15 protein-coding genes and 2 pseudogenes are annotated in these 16,468 nt (G+C 57.2%); 8 read left to right on the plus strand and 9 right to left on the minus strand.

The window, feature by feature from the left end; translation table 11 throughout:
• Positions 1-55 precede the first annotated feature (55 nt).
• A complete protein-coding gene (locus HNQ72_RS24940; protein WP_183996386.1) occupies positions 56-1,129 on the minus strand; it encodes a 2,3-butanediol dehydrogenase in 1,074 nt (357 codons plus the stop codon).
• 257 nt (positions 1,130-1,386) lie between these two features.
• Here HNQ72_RS24940 and HNQ72_RS24945 point away from each other — a divergent pair, with 257 nt between their 5' ends.
• The 4 genes from HNQ72_RS24945 (at position 1,387) to HNQ72_RS24960 (ending at position 6,001) form a co-directional block, all read left to right on the plus strand.
• Positions 1,387-1,923 carry a flavin reductase family protein gene (locus tag HNQ72_RS24945; RefSeq protein WP_183996388.1) on the plus strand — a complete coding sequence of 179 codons (537 nt, stop codon included), beginning with the start codon at positions 1,387-1,389 and terminating at the stop codon, positions 1,921-1,923.
• A gap of 68 nt (positions 1,924-1,991) precedes the next feature.
• Entirely contained in the window at positions 1,992-3,059 is a 1,068-nt protein-coding gene (locus tag HNQ72_RS24950) for an LLM class flavin-dependent oxidoreductase (RefSeq protein ID WP_210319705.1), read from the plus strand.
• A 34-nt stretch (positions 3,060-3,093) separates the two neighbouring features.
• Positions 3,094-3,759 carry a 3,4-dihydroxy-2-butanone-4-phosphate synthase gene (gene ribB / locus HNQ72_RS24955; protein ID WP_210319706.1) on the plus strand — a complete coding sequence of 222 codons (666 nt, stop codon included), beginning with the start codon at positions 3,094-3,096 and terminating at the stop codon, positions 3,757-3,759.
• 352 nt (positions 3,760-4,111) lie between these two features.
• Positions 4,112-6,001 carry a sigma-54-dependent Fis family transcriptional regulator gene (locus HNQ72_RS24960; protein ID WP_183996392.1) on the plus strand — a complete coding sequence of 630 codons (1,890 nt, stop codon included), beginning with the start codon at positions 4,112-4,114 and terminating at the stop codon, positions 5,999-6,001.
• Positions 6,002-6,078: 77 nt separating this feature from the next.
• Here the strand turns inward: HNQ72_RS24960 and HNQ72_RS24965 are convergent, their stop codons facing one another.
• Entirely contained in the window at positions 6,079-6,864 is a 786-nt protein-coding gene (locus HNQ72_RS24965) for an SDR family NAD(P)-dependent oxidoreductase (RefSeq protein ID WP_183996394.1), read from the minus strand.
• Positions 6,865-7,189: 325 nt separating this feature from the next.
• Positions 7,190-8,074: a LysR family transcriptional regulator gene (locus tag HNQ72_RS24970; protein ID WP_183996396.1), complete on the minus strand. Its 885-nt coding sequence runs from the start codon at positions 8,072-8,074 to the stop codon at positions 7,190-7,192.
• 98 nt (positions 8,075-8,172) lie between these two features.
• Here HNQ72_RS24970 and HNQ72_RS24975 point away from each other — a divergent pair, with 98 nt between their 5' ends.
• The 3 genes from HNQ72_RS24975 (at position 8,173) to HNQ72_RS24985 (ending at position 10,648) form a co-directional block, all read left to right on the plus strand.
• Positions 8,173-8,802 (plus strand): NADPH-dependent F420 reductase, encoded by a 630-nt coding sequence (locus HNQ72_RS24975; protein ID WP_183996398.1) that lies wholly within the window; start codon positions 8,173-8,175, stop codon positions 8,800-8,802.
• A gap of 52 nt (positions 8,803-8,854) precedes the next feature.
• A complete protein-coding gene (locus HNQ72_RS24980) occupies positions 8,855-9,850 on the plus strand; it encodes an alpha/beta fold hydrolase (RefSeq protein ID WP_183996400.1) in 996 nt (331 codons plus the stop codon).
• Between the two features lie 99 nt (positions 9,851-9,949).
• Positions 9,950-10,648: a LamG domain-containing protein gene (locus HNQ72_RS24985; protein ID WP_210319707.1), complete on the plus strand. Its 699-nt coding sequence runs from the start codon at positions 9,950-9,952 to the stop codon at positions 10,646-10,648.
• Positions 10,649-11,238: 590 nt separating this feature from the next.
• Here HNQ72_RS24985 and HNQ72_RS24990 read toward each other — a convergent pair.
• The 6 genes and pseudogenes from HNQ72_RS24990 to HNQ72_RS25015 form a co-directional block, all read right to left on the minus strand.
• Positions 11,239-11,565: an ATP-binding cassette domain-containing protein gene (locus tag HNQ72_RS24990; protein WP_183996402.1), complete on the minus strand. Its 327-nt coding sequence runs from the start codon at positions 11,563-11,565 to the stop codon at positions 11,239-11,241.
• A 296-nt stretch (positions 11,566-11,861) separates the two neighbouring features.
• Complete coding sequence (locus tag HNQ72_RS24995; protein WP_183996404.1) at positions 11,862-12,482, minus strand: alpha-ketoglutarate-dependent dioxygenase AlkB family protein; 621 nt, start codon at positions 12,480-12,482, stop codon at positions 11,862-11,864.
• A 271-nt stretch (positions 12,483-12,753) separates the two neighbouring features.
• Positions 12,754-13,597, minus strand: a pseudogene (gene fghA / locus HNQ72_RS25000) (S-formylglutathione hydrolase).
• 57 nt (positions 13,598-13,654) lie between these two features.
• Positions 13,655-14,285, minus strand: a pseudogene (gene gfa, locus HNQ72_RS25005) (S-(hydroxymethyl)glutathione synthase).
• A 26-nt stretch (positions 14,286-14,311) separates the two neighbouring features.
• Positions 14,312-15,424 (minus strand): S-(hydroxymethyl)glutathione dehydrogenase/class III alcohol dehydrogenase, encoded by a 1,113-nt coding sequence (locus tag HNQ72_RS25010; RefSeq protein WP_183996406.1) that lies wholly within the window; start codon positions 15,422-15,424, stop codon positions 14,312-14,314.
• A gap of 26 nt (positions 15,425-15,450) precedes the next feature.
• Positions 15,451-15,729, minus strand: coding sequence for a metal/formaldehyde-sensitive transcriptional repressor (locus tag HNQ72_RS25015; RefSeq protein ID WP_183996408.1), 279 nt, complete (start codon positions 15,727-15,729; stop codon positions 15,451-15,453).
• A gap of 350 nt (positions 15,730-16,079) precedes the next feature.
• Between HNQ72_RS25015 and HNQ72_RS25020 the strand changes: the two genes are divergently transcribed.
• Positions 16,080-16,466, plus strand: a complete 387-nt coding sequence (locus tag HNQ72_RS25020) for a glutathione S-transferase C-terminal domain-containing protein (RefSeq protein WP_373289491.1) — start codon at positions 16,080-16,082, stop codon at positions 16,464-16,466.
• Positions 16,467-16,468: the final 2 nt, after the last annotated feature.

The following is a 16,468-nucleotide window of genomic DNA, read 5'->3' on the forward strand; positions in this document are numbered from 1 at the left end:
GGCAAAAGCCGAAGGCAGCACGCCTTCGGCTTCATTGGCAGTTCTGTCACAGTGGCTACTGCTTCAGGTCGATCAGTATCTTCAGCTGTGTTCCCGCCGGATCGAGTAGGGCGTCGAACCCATCCTTCACCGCATTATCAAGCGATACAGTTTTGGTGACGACCTTCCGGGCAGGGATTTGGTCGGAGGCTAGGAGACGCATCACACGGGGCCAAAGCCGACCGGGATAGGCCCATGACCCGCGAAGATCGATGTCTTTGAACACAACCGTGAACCAGTTGATCGGCGCTTCGCCCTTATGCAAACCGACCTGAACCACCACGCCCTGCTTCCGAACGGCGTCAACGCAAGTCTGCAGCGCGAGTGTGTTGCCAACGCATTCCAAGGCAACATCGCAACCTACACCGCCTTCGGTCGCCGCCCTAACGGCATCGCCGACGTCCTGATCTTTGGGGTTTATCGTAACCACATCAGGCAGGATTTCCTTCGCGATCGCCAACCGCGTAGGATTCACATCTGAGAGAAAGAGCTGAGCGGCGCCGGCTGCTTTTGCGGAAAGAAGCGTCAGGAGGCCAATTGGTCCTGCTCCGGTCACCAAGACTGCATCACCAGGCTTTATGCCACCCCTGTCGCAGGCATAGACCGCGACGGCAGTCGGCTCGACGAGCGCCGCATCTTCATCCTTCAATTGATCCGGAATCTTGTAGACGTTGTATCCCTTGAGAAGAGATTGCTGAGCCATTCCCCCGCCGATCCAACTCAGTCCGGCAAGCGCCATATTGTCGGAGAGCTGAAAGTCAGCGCGGTCCACATAATAGTCTCCGCCGCGAGGGGTGATGAACGGCTGGACCGACACACGGTCACCGACAGTGACATGTGTTACATCCTTGCCGACTTTGGCGACTACGCCGCCATATTCATGGCCCAGCACCTGCGGGCCAGCTGCCTTAGTGTATGGGTGAGGCTCGGTTGGAACGAAGATTGGCCCGTAGGCATACTCGTGCAAATCCGTTCCGCAGATACCAACGAATCGGTTTTCGATCACGACCTCGTCGTCTGCTGGCGTTGTGGGGTCATCTATCTCCTCCAGCAGCAATTTCTTTGCTTCATGAAAACGAAGAGCCTTCATCGACTTTCCTCCCTTTTGGTGACGACTATGACGATCGCGAGATGCTCCAATTCCTTCAGCCGCAAGCGTCCTCCGCTCATCAATAGGTTGTTCGCTTGGCTCGTTTCCATTGTCTCTTGTGAGACACGCGACATGCGCTCAGCTGGTTCATCTGGTCCAGTTTTCATGGCCTGACCAACTGATAATTTCCGGTATGCCGTAGCGATCACAGCGAGATGATTCCTGGTATCGCACGGAAATTAGAGGAGGTCGCCGTGATGATGGCACTTACTGGAGCGCCGGAAACTGTGAAGGAATCCTTCCGCGCGAGCATGCGGATCACGGCGGCAAGTGTCTCGCTGATCACCACTACCGATGGCGAGGGCGCCTATCACGGGATGGCCGTGACCAGCGCGGTTTCACTCTCGATGGATCCCCCGTCTATGCTCGTTGCGGTCAATCGTTCGGCTTCGATCCATCCGTTCATCGTGGACAACAGGCGGTTCTGCCTCAACCTGATGGGCGATACCCACTTCAACCTACTTGAGAGTTTCTCAAGAACCGATCTGCGAGATCGCCGCTTTCTCCCAGAGCATTGGCTCGAAGGTCCAGGCGGTATGCCTGTTCTCCGCGGTGCTCTCGCATCGCAGGTCTGCTCCGTAGCAGATGCGCATCACTACGATACGCACACCATCTTCGTCGGGATGGTCGAGCACGTCCTTCTGCCTACACCGAGCGAGGAACGGCTTGTGCCGTTGGTCTGGATGAATGGCTGCCGGGCATCGTTGGCCTCGTCCCAGCAATCGAAACCGTAATTCCATGAACGCCCCCGTAGGGCATCTCAAATCAAAGGGAGGTTACATTGAGACTAGGAACTTTCGCTATGCCGCTTCACCCAGCTTCACGTCCGCTTGTTGACGTGCTGGCTGAGAACACCGAAAAAATCATCCTTGCCGACAAGCTTGGTTTCGATGAAGCCTGGATAGGCGAACACATTTCATGTGTTACAGAGCCGGTGTCCGCGCCAATGATCTTCCTGGCGTCGCTTATCTCCCAGACCAAGAATATCAAGTTTGCGACCGGCGTTATCGCTCTCCCGAACCATCATCCTGCAATCGTTGCAGCTGAAGCGTCGTTGTTCGATCATCTTTCCAAGGGAAGGTTCATCTTCGGCGTCGGGCCGGGCGGCCTTGCGTCCGACATGGAACTCTTTGGAAATCTGGACGGCGACGTTCGCAATGAACGTATGGCAGAATCCATCTCGACCATTCTCACGATCTGGTCACAGGACCCGCCATACGACATTCCCGGCAAGCACTGGCCGATCAAACTCACGGAAATGATCATTCCGGAACTGGGCGTTGGCTCCATGGGCAAGCCCTACCAGAAGCCCCATCCGCCCATCGCGCTGTCGTCGATGTCGCCCGGCAGTGGAAGCGTTTCCTACGCCGCGAAGAAGGGTTGGATCCCGGTTACGGCGAACTTCTCTCCCGAAAGCACCGTGATCAGCCACTGGCATAAATATGTCGAGGGATGCGAGGCTGCCGGCAGGGAGCCGACAGGCAAGAACTGGACGGTGGCGCGTAATATTTTGATCGCGGAAAGCGACGCTCAGGCCGAGGACTGGTTGCTCGATCCAAAGGGGAGCAACATCTACTACTTTGATTATCTGTGGGAGGTGTTGAAGCGCGCGAACTACACCATCGTTGCCAAGCCCGATGTGAACATGCGCGATGAGGATGTCACGGTCGAAAGCATCGTCAAAGCGAGCGTCATTTATGGGTCTTCCAAGACCGTCGCAGAGAAACTTATCGGCCTGCGTGAGCGTTCGGGTCCGTTCGGCACGTTGCTCATGGCGGGGCTGGATGGGACGGGCGACAACTTGGAACGCGAGAAGCAGTCCATGACACGGCTCGCGCAGGAGGTTTTGCCGGTCGTGAATGCGGCCTGATATTGGCTCGAAATTAGGGAGAATTTCAATGCTAATGGATTGGGAGATTTCTCCCGCATCAAAAGACCTTTCTCCGCCCGAAAGGGCGGAGAGTTCATCCATCGATGACGCAATCGAGATCGTCGCATCTGGTGGTATGGTCATTGTTGTCGACGACCATGATCGTGAGAATGAGGGCGACCTTATCGCCTCGGCGGCGACGATTACGCCCGAAATCATTGCCTTCATGGTCAACCACTCAACTGGTATCCTCTGTGCATCGATGTCAGATGAGCACGCCGATGCATTGGCGCTTCCCCCAATGGTCGCGAGAAATGACGACCCTCAAGCGACCGCATTCACAGTCACATGCGATGCAAAAGCCAGTGGGACGGGTGTTTCGGCCAAGGATCGTGCCTTGTCCTTCCATGTGCTCGCCAAGCCGACGCCAGACCCCGCGCTTCTTCGCCGACCCGGACACATCTTTCCGCTTCGTGCTCGCCGAGGCGGTGTTTTCGTAAGGCAGGGCCACACCGAGGCTGCGTACGACATCGTCAGGCTGGCCGGCCACACGCCGGTGGGCGTATTGTGCGAGCTGGTGAATCCTGACGGATCCATGATGAGCGGGGTGAGATTGGACGAGTTCGCACGGAAATATGGGCTCCTCAAAGTGTCTGTCGGGCAACTGATCGACTGGCGTCGCACCAACAAGGATATCTGACCAGAGTGTCTCAACAGCCCTGTCTCAATTGAGACAGGGCTGAACCTGCTTGAGTTTCAGAATATACATGGAGTGGACCGTGGGCCCGCGATATAAGTGGGTTTGGGAGGAATGACATCTTCATGCAAATTGAGGTGACAAGATAAAGCGCGCCTAAAAAATTCGAAGTTTCAAAATCTTATCGTCCCTGCCTTCGAAAGGCTGGTGGTGTCTTGCCGCATGCGAAAGGTAGTCGATGGGACAGTCGCAGTGGTAGGGTTGTCGATGCGCTGGCAATTCGACTAGCTTTACGGCGCCTGTTATTACGTGTCTCACTGAGACAACGCCGCAATGTCTGCTTTGGGAGGAGCACATGTTGAGTTATGAATTCCGAGCCGAGGACAATCTCGTAAGAGAACCGGTTTTGGACGAGATCGCACGCCTGCGGCTTCTCAGAGGCTTCGAGCCGACCAGTCCTTTACCCAACATCGTTGCCGATTCATGGAAGCGTTGCCTTTCCGATTACCATCTGACGCCCGATCATGTGCCCCGAGCCGAGGTGCTCACGCACTACGAGTTCAGGTCTCTGGAACAAGACTACCAGGATCTGCTCGCCGCGGCTGAGCCAGAGGTAGAGAAGCTTTTTCTTCGCTTGGTCGACAGTGAATACCTGGTTTCACTCGCTTCGGCGCAGGGCGTTATGATGCTCTTCCGATGCGACCACCAGTTTTTGGGTGACATGTCCCGTCTTGGGGTTCTTCCGGGCTCGGTCTGGGCCGAAGAGCGGCAGGGGACGAATGGCGTCGGCACTTGCCTAACCTCAGGCAAATCGGTCGTCATCTCGGGCAAGCAGCATTACGGCCTGGCTGCACAAACTCTCTCATGCATCACTGCACCTGTCATGGGACGACGGAACATGCTGCAAAGCGTGATCAACGTAACCACCGCCAGAGACAGTGATGATCGGACCAATCGGGTGGTGCTCGATATTGTCGAGCGAACCGCAAGGCGGATCGAAAACCGGTATTTTGCGCGGACGCACCGCAACAGCAATCTTCTCCGGCTATATTTCGGCTCGGACGGCACTGATTTGGCCGAAGAGGGCAGAATTGCGGTGGATGATAAAGGTTTAATCATAGACGCCAGTTCGCAAGTTGCATCGCTAACGGGAATGCAGCCGGAGCAGCTCATTGGCAAAACGGCCGAAGATGTTTTTGCGATGGAGACGTCACTGGCGGACATCCGGCTAGATCGACCGTATCGACTGCCTGGCCGCGATCTGCAAATTGCGATCAGCGGCCGCGACGCAACGCCGTCCCATGGTCGTTCGACCGGCGTTCGTCGCGGCGCTGCGATGGCGGAAGCATCAATTTACTCCCCAATGATCGGCAGCAGTGCCTTTTCCGAGGACAACTTCCGGATCGACCCCATTTTGTCGCAACTGCTCGCTAGAGCGGAGCGGCTTTATCGCGCGGGTATTCCGCTCATCGTCAGCGGTGAGACGGGGACCGGCAAGACGGCATTTGCTCATATGGTAGCGCGTCGATGCCTCGGTGATGAAACCGAGACGCTTATGATCGATTGCGCGGCCGTGTCCAAGCAACAAGCCGGAGCTGCAGTCTTCACGAGCAATCTTCCGCTCCGCGGGACGACCTGCCTTATTTTGGATCGGCTGGAGGAACTCGACGACGAGGGCCAAATAGCACTTCAAGCGCTTATCGAGAACCGGAGCGCTCGCTCGGATCGACGCTTCGGCGTTATTGCGCTGACGGATAGCGAGTTCGACCAGCTTACGAAAAGTGACCGATTGAAAGCTAGCTTGCTCCATCGGCTCAAGGGTGGGACAATCTCATTACCGTCGCTGAGGACCCATCCCGAATTGGAAGAGGTCGTGTTTGGGTTGTTGAAAATGGAGTGTCTCGACTTAGGACGACCGGACATTCGGCTAAGCGATGACGCCCGCCTCGTGCTGCTGAATTACCACTGGCCGGGGAATGTTCGGGAGATGCGGAACGCACTGCGCCACGCTGTGGTTCTTTCGGATGCCGGTGCTATAGATCTTGAGCATTTGCCCCAAGACATGGTTTGCGAGATCGCCAAAACGGATTTGACGGCCCGTTCGAAATCTCAGGCCTCGCGCATTGAGGCGGCCCTTCGCCACAACGGCGGAAACGTTTCGCTGACTGCCCGGTATTTGGGCGTCTCTCGAGCGACCCTTTACCGAAAGATCCAGATACAAAATTCGAGAGAAAGGGTTTCCTGACCTCAAAGGATCAGAATGGATAAGGCCCGGGAGCATAACGTTCCCGGGCGATTTAAGCGTGACCCTAAAGTGTTGCTTTACAGGGAGAACCCTCCGTCAACCGCCAGCGCCTGTCCTGTCACATGTTCCGCAACGGCCATATAAACGACCATCTGCCCCATATCTTCAGGTGTCTGAGCCACACCCTGCGGTAAGAAAATTTCCTGGTGACGTGCCCAAGAAGCTTCCTCTGTCTCCCCAGGATCAGCCCAAAGACCGGAAAGACCGGTCTCGCCACGCCACATTCCAGTGCCGACGATACCAGGGCAAAGGGCATTCACCGTGATTCCGTCTTTTGCTACTTCCTTCGCAATAGCGTTGGTGAAGCCGATAACCCCAAACTTTGACGCGCTATAGTGAGCAAGATTGGGAAAGCCAACTTTTCCTGCAATCGACGACGAGTTGATGATGCGACCAAATTTCGCCTTCCTCATCAATTTGATTTCGGCCTGGCAGCTTAAAAACACGCCGCGCAGGTTGACGTCGATCACCTCGTTCCATTGCTCGAAAGTTAGCTCCTGAACACCGCCAAGGCTAACCACTCCGGCATTGTTCACCGCGATGTCAAGCCGACCGAACTCCTTCTCAACGGCGTTGATCATTGCTTCCACGCTATCCGGCTTCCTGACGTCGACCTTGATGGCCATCGACCGTCGGCCAAGCGCCGTTATGGCCGATGCGCCTTCTTCTGCGAGCTGATCGGTGTAATCTGCGACCAGGACGTTCGCGCCCGCCCGTGCCAGGCTTTGTGCAATCCCGGCACCAATCCCCCTGCCGCCACCGGTGACCAAAGCGATACGGCCGTCTAGTGAGAAGCTACCCATGTTTCATCCTCCTTGGGCTAAACTGCAAAGGATCGTAGATCCTTGCGTTCGAGTGAAGCATTCGGAAGCTTTAGATGACACTGGCTCACTTGCGTCGGAGCTATCGAACCATAGTGTCGCGGATGGGAGAGAGCTGCAGTTTTCGTCCCGCGGGCGTGTAAGCGCTATTGCGGTCACTGCGATCCGGCAGTTCGGTCAAAGCGGATTGAGACAACGCTATCGTGTGTCTCTTCGGAGAGGTGCAGATTAATGGTGGTGATCCTCTAAATGAGGGGCTTCGCCAATCTGCGTTTCTGTCCCGTATATCTATGAGACGCGAGATAGACTAATTTGAGAAGCATGCGACTGAGAAGTCCAGAAAACTGCGAAGCTTGGGTGTGAGGCGCCGGTCCGGCGCGTAGAGGACGTGCAATGGCCGTGTCGGAGCTGGATATTCGGGTAGCAACTCAACGAGCCTGCCGTCCAGTAGAAAGTCCTGAACCATTTCCAGCGGCTGCAGCATGATACCCAACCCCTGCAATGCGGCGTAGAGCAGTGGCTCGCCGTGGTCAACCATCAGTCTGCCGGCCACGGGCACAACAACGCGGCCTTCGGGGCCGTCAAAGGTCCAATGGGTCCTGAGCGCCGTGTGAGAAAACCCCAGGCACTCATGTTTTTGCAGATCCCACGGAGACATCAGCGTCTCGTGCGCCATAATATAGTCAGGCGAAGCACAAAGGATCAGTCGATAGGGTGCCAACCGTCGGGCAATCAATCCCGTATCCGACAACTCACCTACCCGGAAAACCGCGTCGAATGCCTCCTCAATGAGATCAACCGCCCGATTGGAAAGGCTGAGCTCTACGGACACGTCGGGATACATTTTCATATAGTCGGGGAGGCAGGGGGACAGCGTTCGCATCCCAAAACTGACCGGCGCATTGATCCGAAGGCGACCACTGGGAACCGCACGCGTTTCCGCCGCCATTCCCTCTGCCGTCTCGACCTCCGACAGGATGATCCTTGCCCGCTCGTAGAACGTACGGCCAAAATCGGTCAGGCTCTGGCGGCGCGTCGAACGATGCAGCAATTGTATGCCAAGGTGCTGCTCCAGCTTCTGTACATGCTTGCCCACAAGCTGCGACGACATCTGAAGGGTCTCTCCGGCAGCACTGAAAGAGCCGCTGTCGACGGCGCGAACAAACACCTCCATGGCTGTCAAACGATCCATTTGAAACAATCCGTTTCAGGTGACGCGATGTCATCGCGATTTATCTTGTTTCATTTCAAGGTCAATATCTCCTCGACCGAACAATGAAGGAAAAGACAATGAAAATCGCTGTTATCGGAACAGGAAATATGGGCGCCGGCTTCGTACGCGCATTTGCTGCTGCTGAAGGTACAGAGGTTGTCGTCGGCCATCGCGATCCGGCCAAGGCAGCAGCGCTCGCCGCCGAGATTGGAAATGGCGTTGAAGGTGGCGGCATCACTGCCGCCATAAAGCATGCAGATGTCGTGCTGCTTGCCCTGCCTTATGAAGCCGTCGCCCCGGCACTGGGTTCAGCCGGAGATCTTGCCAGCAAGATCCTGATTGACATCAGCAACCCGATCACCGCCGACTACAAGGAATTGCTTTTGGGCCACACGACCTCGGCCGCCGAGGAAATCCAGAAGGCGTTCCCCGCCGCAACCGTGGTCAAGGCTTTCAACACGATCTTTGCGGGCCTGATCGGTCCGGAAGCGCGCGCCGACAAGACTCTTCAGGTCTTTGTCGCCGGTGATGACGAGGCCGCAACCGCCAAGGTGCGGGCGCTGGCTGAAAAGCTATCGTTCGAAGCCATCAATGCCGGCCCACTCAGCAACAGCCGTTTCCTCGAGCCGATTGGCGAGATGAACATCCAATTCGGCTTCTTCCTCGGAATGGGCCCGACTGTCGCCCCATCCTGGGTCCGCGTATAAGCCAGAAACAAAGGGGTGGCCCCGCGCCGCACCTTACGACGGAGTAAGATACATGAGAAAGAATTTCGTCCTCACAACTCTGGTGGGTGTGATGATGTCGATGACCAGCCAGGCGTTTGCCGCACCGGCAATCGATGTTCTCGGCCGCGATTTCACGTTTCCGAACAGGATCGAAGGACTTCCCGCCAAGCTTTCCGACTTCAAGGGGCTGCAGATCAACAGCTTCGAGACCAATGACGGCGTAAAGCTGAGCTATTGGGAGGCGGGCGAAGGCAAGCCGATCATCTTCGTTCCCGGATGGGGCGCAAATGGCGCCGAATATGTCAACGTGATGTTCCTGCTTGCCAAGAAGTATCGGATCCTCGTTCTTGATCCGCGTAATCAGGGCCTGTCAGAGAACGTCCCCTACGGCACGCGTCTTGCGCGCTATGGCATGGACCTCAAGGAATTCGTCGATCATCTGGGCGTGGAGCAGGCGGACTTCTGCGGCTGGTCCATGGGGGCTTCGGTCATCTGGAGCTATATCGACCTGTTCGGCACCAAGTCGATCCGCAAGGCGGCATTCATTGACGAGCCGATCTCGATCTACACGCATGCGGACTGGACGGAAGAAGAACGTCTGAACGCCGGCGGCATGACCACGTCGGCTGAGCGAATGATCGCCGCCTTCGGTGGCGCCCCGACCAACGAGCAGGTCGTCGACATGAACGTCATGCGCCGGGCCATGGAAAAGGGAACTGCGCATTTCCAGAACTCGGAAGCGTTCGCGCGCGAATTAGTCAAGAACGATCCCAAGTTCATGAGCCTTGTCCTGTTCGACCATGCAACCAATGACTGGCGCGACGTCATCAGCCACAAGATCGACGTTCCGACCGCCATTTTCACCGGCGATCACAGTAACAACGTGCCGAGCCAGAAGTGGATGCAGTCGCAGATCAAGGGATCGGAACTGTTCGTCTACTCGGCGGAGGAAAGTGGCGACCATTTCCTCGCCTTCAAGAATCCCGTCAAGTTCACGACGGACCTGAGCACCTTCCTCGAGCGATAGCTCGCCACGCAATGCAAACGATACGGCCGGCACCATCCAGACATCACCACTCTGGCGATCTCAGTGCCGGCTTCTTCCTCAAGCCAAAGGAGACAGATCATGGGCGTGATCAAGGCATTCCCCCTGACGCTCGGCATATTGCTGGCGGCCGAAGGCCATTCGTTCGGTACGTCTCAAGGTGCCGCAACCACCGATTTCCGCCTCTCGGGCGTCTCGCTGGAAGAGACCCGTTATCAGGGGCAAGCGGCATTTAAGATGACGATGCCTTCCGACAAGATACAGGACCCCGCCAAGGAGGCGCTGGCCGACCGGGATTTCATGGCCTGGCTGCCGGTGGATTTCACGGATGGTACGATCGAAGTGGACGTCGCAAGCGAACTCGTTGCCGCCGCGCCGGCCTATGCCCGAGGCTTCATCGGCCTAACGTTCAGGATCGACGATAAAGGCCGGTTCGAAAGCATCTATTTGCGGCCGACCAACAGCACCGCCGATGACCAGGTCAGGCGCAATCACAGCGTCCAGTACGTTGCCTACCCGGACTTCAAGTTCGACAGGCTGCGCCGGGAATCTCCCGAAGCCTATGAGACTTATGCAGATCTCGACCTCGCACGGTGGACGCACATGAAGATCGTGGTCGCCGGCGACAAGGCAAAGCTTTATCTCGACGGCAAGCCGCTACCCGCTCTCATCGTCAACGACCTCAAACTCGGCGCAAGCCAGCGCGGCGGCGTCGGCGTCTGGCTGGAATCCGGCACGATCGCCTATTTCAGGAACCTGGTCATCACGACGGCGCGCTGAGGGAACATACTTTGTTGAAGGGAAGGCGCTGCCTTAAGCGGCACCGCCAACCAACTGGGCCGCATGCGACCTGCCCGCAATCCATCCTTGCAGGAGATTAGATTACGGGCACCAAGTGGCCTCAAAATGCACCGTTCGATCGCCGAAGCGGGTTAGAAAGGCCTGGGTGTCCAATGGCACCACTGCTTTGGTGCAGTCTTCGCCCGCGAATGCAACGATCGTTTCCATAGAATCCCACAAGGTGATCTCGACCAACTCGACCTCGTTGTCTCAAGCGTGCGACGCATGAAATACGATCCCTTGTAGCCGTCGATCCGGTGGAGTGCCGGCAGCGTTTCGGTCGTCAAGAGCTTTTCATACGCGTCCGCGGTTTCAGGCTCTGCCCAACCGCGCCGTACACGACCAATCATCTTCAGTTCCTTTTCTGTGGGAGAGGGGGTGAGTCTGCAAGCAGCGTCAGTCGCTCAGCGGGTATGGAAAGTTCAAGCTTTTCACCGACCTCGAACAACCGATCGGTGGGTACGAGGCGTCTGACCGTCTGTTCGCCAAGATCAACGACATATCGGCGCGCGACTCGAGGAAGACCCGGGTCAGGACGTGCCGGTGAGGCCGTTGTTTGCCCCCGAAGGCAGAAGCCTAATATCCTCTTGCCGGACCATGACCGTCCTTGGACCGCGGCTCGCAGCCTGTTCGGCCAATGCGATGACCTGGCCGCTCTTGAGGAGGGCTATGCCGACGCCGGCATCCTGGCCCAACTGTATCTCCAGCAGATTGGTCGATCCCATGAATGACGCAGCAAACCGCGTGCGCGGTCGGGCGTAGAGTTCCGAGCGGGCTGCCGCTTGTTCGATGTTGCCTGCATTCAGGTGAACAATCCGGTCGGAGAGACTGAGTGCTTCCTCCTGGTCGTGGGTCACGAAGACGGTGGTCAGGCCGTCTGGCGATGCAGCTGGATCAGCTCTTCCTGCATGCTTTCGCGCAACCGGGCGTCTAGGTTGGACAACGGCTCGCCAAGCGGGACTTGCGGCTGGGAGACCACAGCGCGCGATGGCGACGCGTTGCTGTTGCCCACCAGAAAGCTGAACGAACGATCATGGCGAGATGCCGAGGTGATGCGCAGGCGAGCAAGCTCGCAGACGTCGGTTACAGCATTGTGGTGCGCGGCAGTACCGGATAAGCGTTCTAGCCTGCAAAAAAAGCCATGGGTTCTGCTTTACGGAATAGCGCGACGTTTGGTCTTATCGGTAAGACGGAAGGTAAGATTGATCCGCTCTCCAACGCTCTCTGTCCGACGAGCAATCCCGTGCTGCCAGTTTTTCTGCGTGCCGCCGCCCATTATTAAAAGGCTTCCATGCTCAAGAAAGATGCGCGCAACCTTCGAGTGATCATCTCGACGCCGCAAGTCGAAACGCCGCTCAGCGCCGAGGCTGATCGAAGCGATCACAGGCTCCGGCCCCAGTTCTGGCTCGTTGTCTGAATGCCAGCCGATCTTGTCACCGCCGTCACGATAAAGATTGGCGAGCATCGAATTGAAACGGGAGCCTGTAATGCTTTCGAGGCGCTTTCGTAGCGCGTCCAATATCGGGATAAATGGGTGCGGCTGGAGAACATTCGCGAGGGTTGAGTAGGTGTGAACAACATCACCATACCAGCTGCTCAGCCGAGGCTGCGGTATAATGCGGTCCTCGATGCGAATGGAATGCTGCTCCCAGATGACCTCCCTGCGAAGAGTCTGAAACAGCTCGTCCGGCGAAATCCCAATATCGGGCCTAGGATGATATACAACGTCCGCGTCTTTCAACGGAAGCCGGCGTGGTTCGCTGAAAAGATCCATCGTTTGTCCTCTCTGGCCCTGCTCGATACAACTAACACCCGGATCGGAGTAAAACGGGAACCGTATCTTTTGCAAGGCGCAGGCGCTGAGCCGATCAGCATTGGGAACCGCGCGAATTCCGCCTGCCAAAGCTTCTGGAGTATTCCAGCGAGAATGCAGTCGTCCTCGATCGTTTGCAGGTAGAAAGAACTTCGACTTGAGACCAGGAAGGGCGAAGCACATGCGGCCTGATCAAGATTCTTTCTGGAAACGTCGCCTGCCAGAAAGCGGCTCACCCGTTTTGGGTCAGTCGCTTGGCATGCCACCGGACATGATCGACAATAAAAGTCGAGATGAAAAGGTACCAGTGATCGTAGCCTTCTCTCATGTTGAGGGTAAGGGGAATCCCCGCGCTATCGCATGCTTGCTTGAGAAGTTGCGGGCGCAGGCCGGTTTCCAGAAATGGGTCTGCTGTGCCTTGATCGACGAGAATTTCCTTTACGCGGTAGCCGTCTTCGATCAGCAGCGTGCTATCATAGGCGCGCCACGCGGCCTGATCCGTTCCGAGATAATTTTCGAGCGCCGGGCGAGACCAGTCGGCCGTGGACGGCTGGGCGATCGGGGCAAAGGCCGAGACCGAGGCAAAACCCACCGGGTTTTTCAGCGCCAAAGTGATTGCGCCATGGCCGCCCATCGAGTGACCGAAAATGCTCTGGCGGCCGAAATCGAGTGCGAGGTCGCTATCATCGAGAAGTAGCGGAAGTTCCTCGAGCAAATAAGTCTGCATGTTGTAATGCCCGAGAAGGGATCCTGCGTGGCATCGAGACAGAAGCCCGCGCCCTTGCCGAACTACCAGTTGTCGGGCTCGTCTGGAACGTCTTCGCCGCGCGGACTGGTGTCTGGGCAGATGATGGCGATACCAAGTTCGGCGGCAACCTAGCGATATTCCCCCTTGTCCATCACGTTCTGATGCGTGCAGGTCAGGCCCGAAAGATACCACAGCACAGGCACTTTGGCGTTTCGGCCTGGGGTGGCATGAAGACGGCAAAGGTCATGTCGCCTCGGCATGCGTCGGACGCATGCGAGAAAACGTATTGCGTGCCGCCGAACGATTTGCTGGCAGAGATTTGTTTCATCACGGCCTCGGGGATTGGCAGGGTAAGGCGGGCCACGGAGGCGGCCCGCCCTATCCATCAGGCGGCGAGAACGCCGGCCTTCTTGGCGGTCCAGGTGGCAAGGAAGTCCATCAGCGCCGGCGACAGGCAATCGTAGGGCTCAAGTCCGATGTCCTTGAGCTTGGCGCGGATGCCGTCCATTTCGGAAGGATCGACGCCGCCTTCGATGACCGACGAGACGAAGGCGGCAAAGCCGGGGGCCGGCCAGCCACTAATTTCAAACAGTTCTGGATGGATGAAGGACAGGCCCTTGAAGGCGTGATCGCGTTCGACCGGGCCGTGCATGTGGGTGCCGCATTCGGTGCAGGCATGCCGCTGAATCAGTGCCGAGGCGTCGACCACGGCGAGCTTGTCACCGTTTTCGAGGATAGTCACGTTTTCGCTCGGCGCAACCGCCACGACCGAGAAGGCCGCGTCCGCGGGCTTCCAGCATTGGGTGCAACCGCAAGCGTGGTTATGGGCGATGCCGCCCGATACCTTCACCTTGACCGGACGACCATGGCACTTGCAGGTCAGAACGCCGCCGGCAGACGCTGCCCTGCGTCAGGCCGTTCTGAATGGACGAATGGAGAAGTCTTGTCACTGGTCTCTTCCTTTCTGGTCGTAGCCAGGCGCCCGCGGTCGTTTTCGCGACCCCGTTTGCGGGCATCTGCGTTTGACCGCCCGTACGGGTATTCAGAACTCGATGACGGAGCGGATAGACTTGCCTTCGTGCATCAGATCGAAGGCCGTGTTGATTTCCTCAAGCGGCATCTTGTGGGTGATCAAGTCATCGATGTTGATCTTGCCATCCATGTACCAGTCGACGATCTTCGGCACGTCAGTGCGGCCGCGCGCACCACCAAAGGCCGATCCCTTCCAGACGCGGCCGGTGACCAACTGGAACGGCCGGGTGGAGATTTCCTTGCCGGCTTCGGCGACGCCGATGATGATCGATTCACCCCAGCCGCGATGGGCGGCTTCCAGCGCCTGGCGCATGACATTGACATTGCCGGTGGCATCGAACGTGTAGTCTGCACCGCCATCGGTCAGGTCCTGGATCGCCTGAACGACCTTGTCGTTGCCGACTTCCGTCGGGTTGATGAAGTCAGTCATGCCGAACTTCTTTGCCATCGGAACCTTGGCGGGGTTGAGGTCCACGCCAATGATCTTGTCCGCCCCGACCATACGGGCACCTTGGATGACGTTAAGCCCAATGCCGCCCAGACCGAACACGACGACAGTCGAGCCTGGACGAACCTTGGCGGTGTAGATAACCGCTCCAATGCCGGTGGTGACACCGCAACCGATGTAGCAGATCTTGTCAAAGGGCGCATCTTCACGAATCTTCGCCAGCGCGATTTCCGGCAGGACGGTAAAGTTCGAGAAGGTCGAGCAGCCCATATAGTGGAAGATTTCGCCGGCATCGCAGGAAAAGCGCGAGGTATTGTCCGGCATCAGGCCCTGGCCCTGGGTCGAGCGGATCGATGTGCAGAGGTTGGATCGCTGCGACAGGCAGGTTTTGCACTGGCGGCATTCCGGCGTGTAAAGAGGGATGACGTGATCCCCAACCTTCAGCGAGGTGACACCCGCGCCGACTTCCCGCACGATGCCGGCACCCTCATGGCCAAGAATAGCCGGGAACTTGCCTTCTGAATCGAGACCGGAAAGTGTGTAGGCGTCGGTGTGGCAAACACCCGTGGCCATCACCTCAACCAGCACTTCTCCGGCCCTTGGACCACCGATCTCGATGGTCTCGATGGTGAGGGGCTTGTTGGCCTCCCAGGCGACTGCGGCTCTGCTCTTCATCTCGCATATCCTTTCAACTCTGCTGCCTACTTCAAATAGGCGCGCAGGATCTTCATTATGTCATCCATCTGATCTTCGGCGACGGATGAGGTACGGTTCTCGGGAACGGCCATCGTCTCGCGTAGATGGATTTCTATTACTTCGGCCATAAGCCCACCGGCAGCGCCACGCATCGCGGCGATCTGCTGGAGGAGAAGTTTGCATTCCAAGCCCGCATCAACGGCGCGCTCCAAAGCCTCGACCTGACCTTTGATACGCCTTAACCGCGTCGTCGCCCGTTTTTTGTCTTCGATTGAGTATGGCATGCAGTCTCCTGACGTTGAGAAAGACATACTGGGTGGAGTATGTCAATATACTGGTGGCAGTATCAAAATGAGTGGTTCGTATGTTGAGTTTCCTGGTATATTCCTTGAATGGCGCGAAGTGCCTCGTCCTCAGTCTCCTTCGGTGTACTGCGGTGTAACGGAAATCCCAACTGTAGAGCTCTGGGATACCCTTAGTTGCCTGACACGCTATTTATCCCACGAAATCTTGCCGTTAGCAGTTAGCTCGGTCGCCGTCTCCAGCATCATCATGTTAGGAACGCGTCTGCGCAAATGGACCGAACGCCGCCCTTTTTACGCTCACAATTCCTGCAACGCGTGAGCGTCCTCGGTTGGCCATCCTCAACACCCAAGGGACGAACCAGATCGCCTATGAGGAAGCCTTTGCTGGACGTGTTCGCGATACTGAACGGGGGGGAGAGCGGTTAGCAGGTCGGAGGCGGATCCTTTTCGGCGGCAGGCTCGGGGAGGCGGATTTGCGCTTGTTCACGACACTCGTGCGCTTCGATGCGGGCTATAATGGCCTCTTCAAGTGCAATCTTTGTCGCCTGGCCGACTACACCGCGCTCAGCCGTTACGTCCAGAACGTGATCGAAACGCCCGGCGTTCGCGAGACAGTCAATATCGATTATATCAAACGCGGCTATTGCTCGATCACGGCACGCAATCCGAACGGAATCGTGCCGGTAGGCCCACAGCTGCCCTTCGTCGCGGCATAAAA

This window comes from Aliirhizobium wenxiniae, from assembly GCF_014201355.1.
In the GTDB taxonomy this organism is placed as follows: Bacteria; Pseudomonadota; Alphaproteobacteria; order Rhizobiales; family Rhizobiaceae; genus Neorhizobium; species Neorhizobium wenxiniae.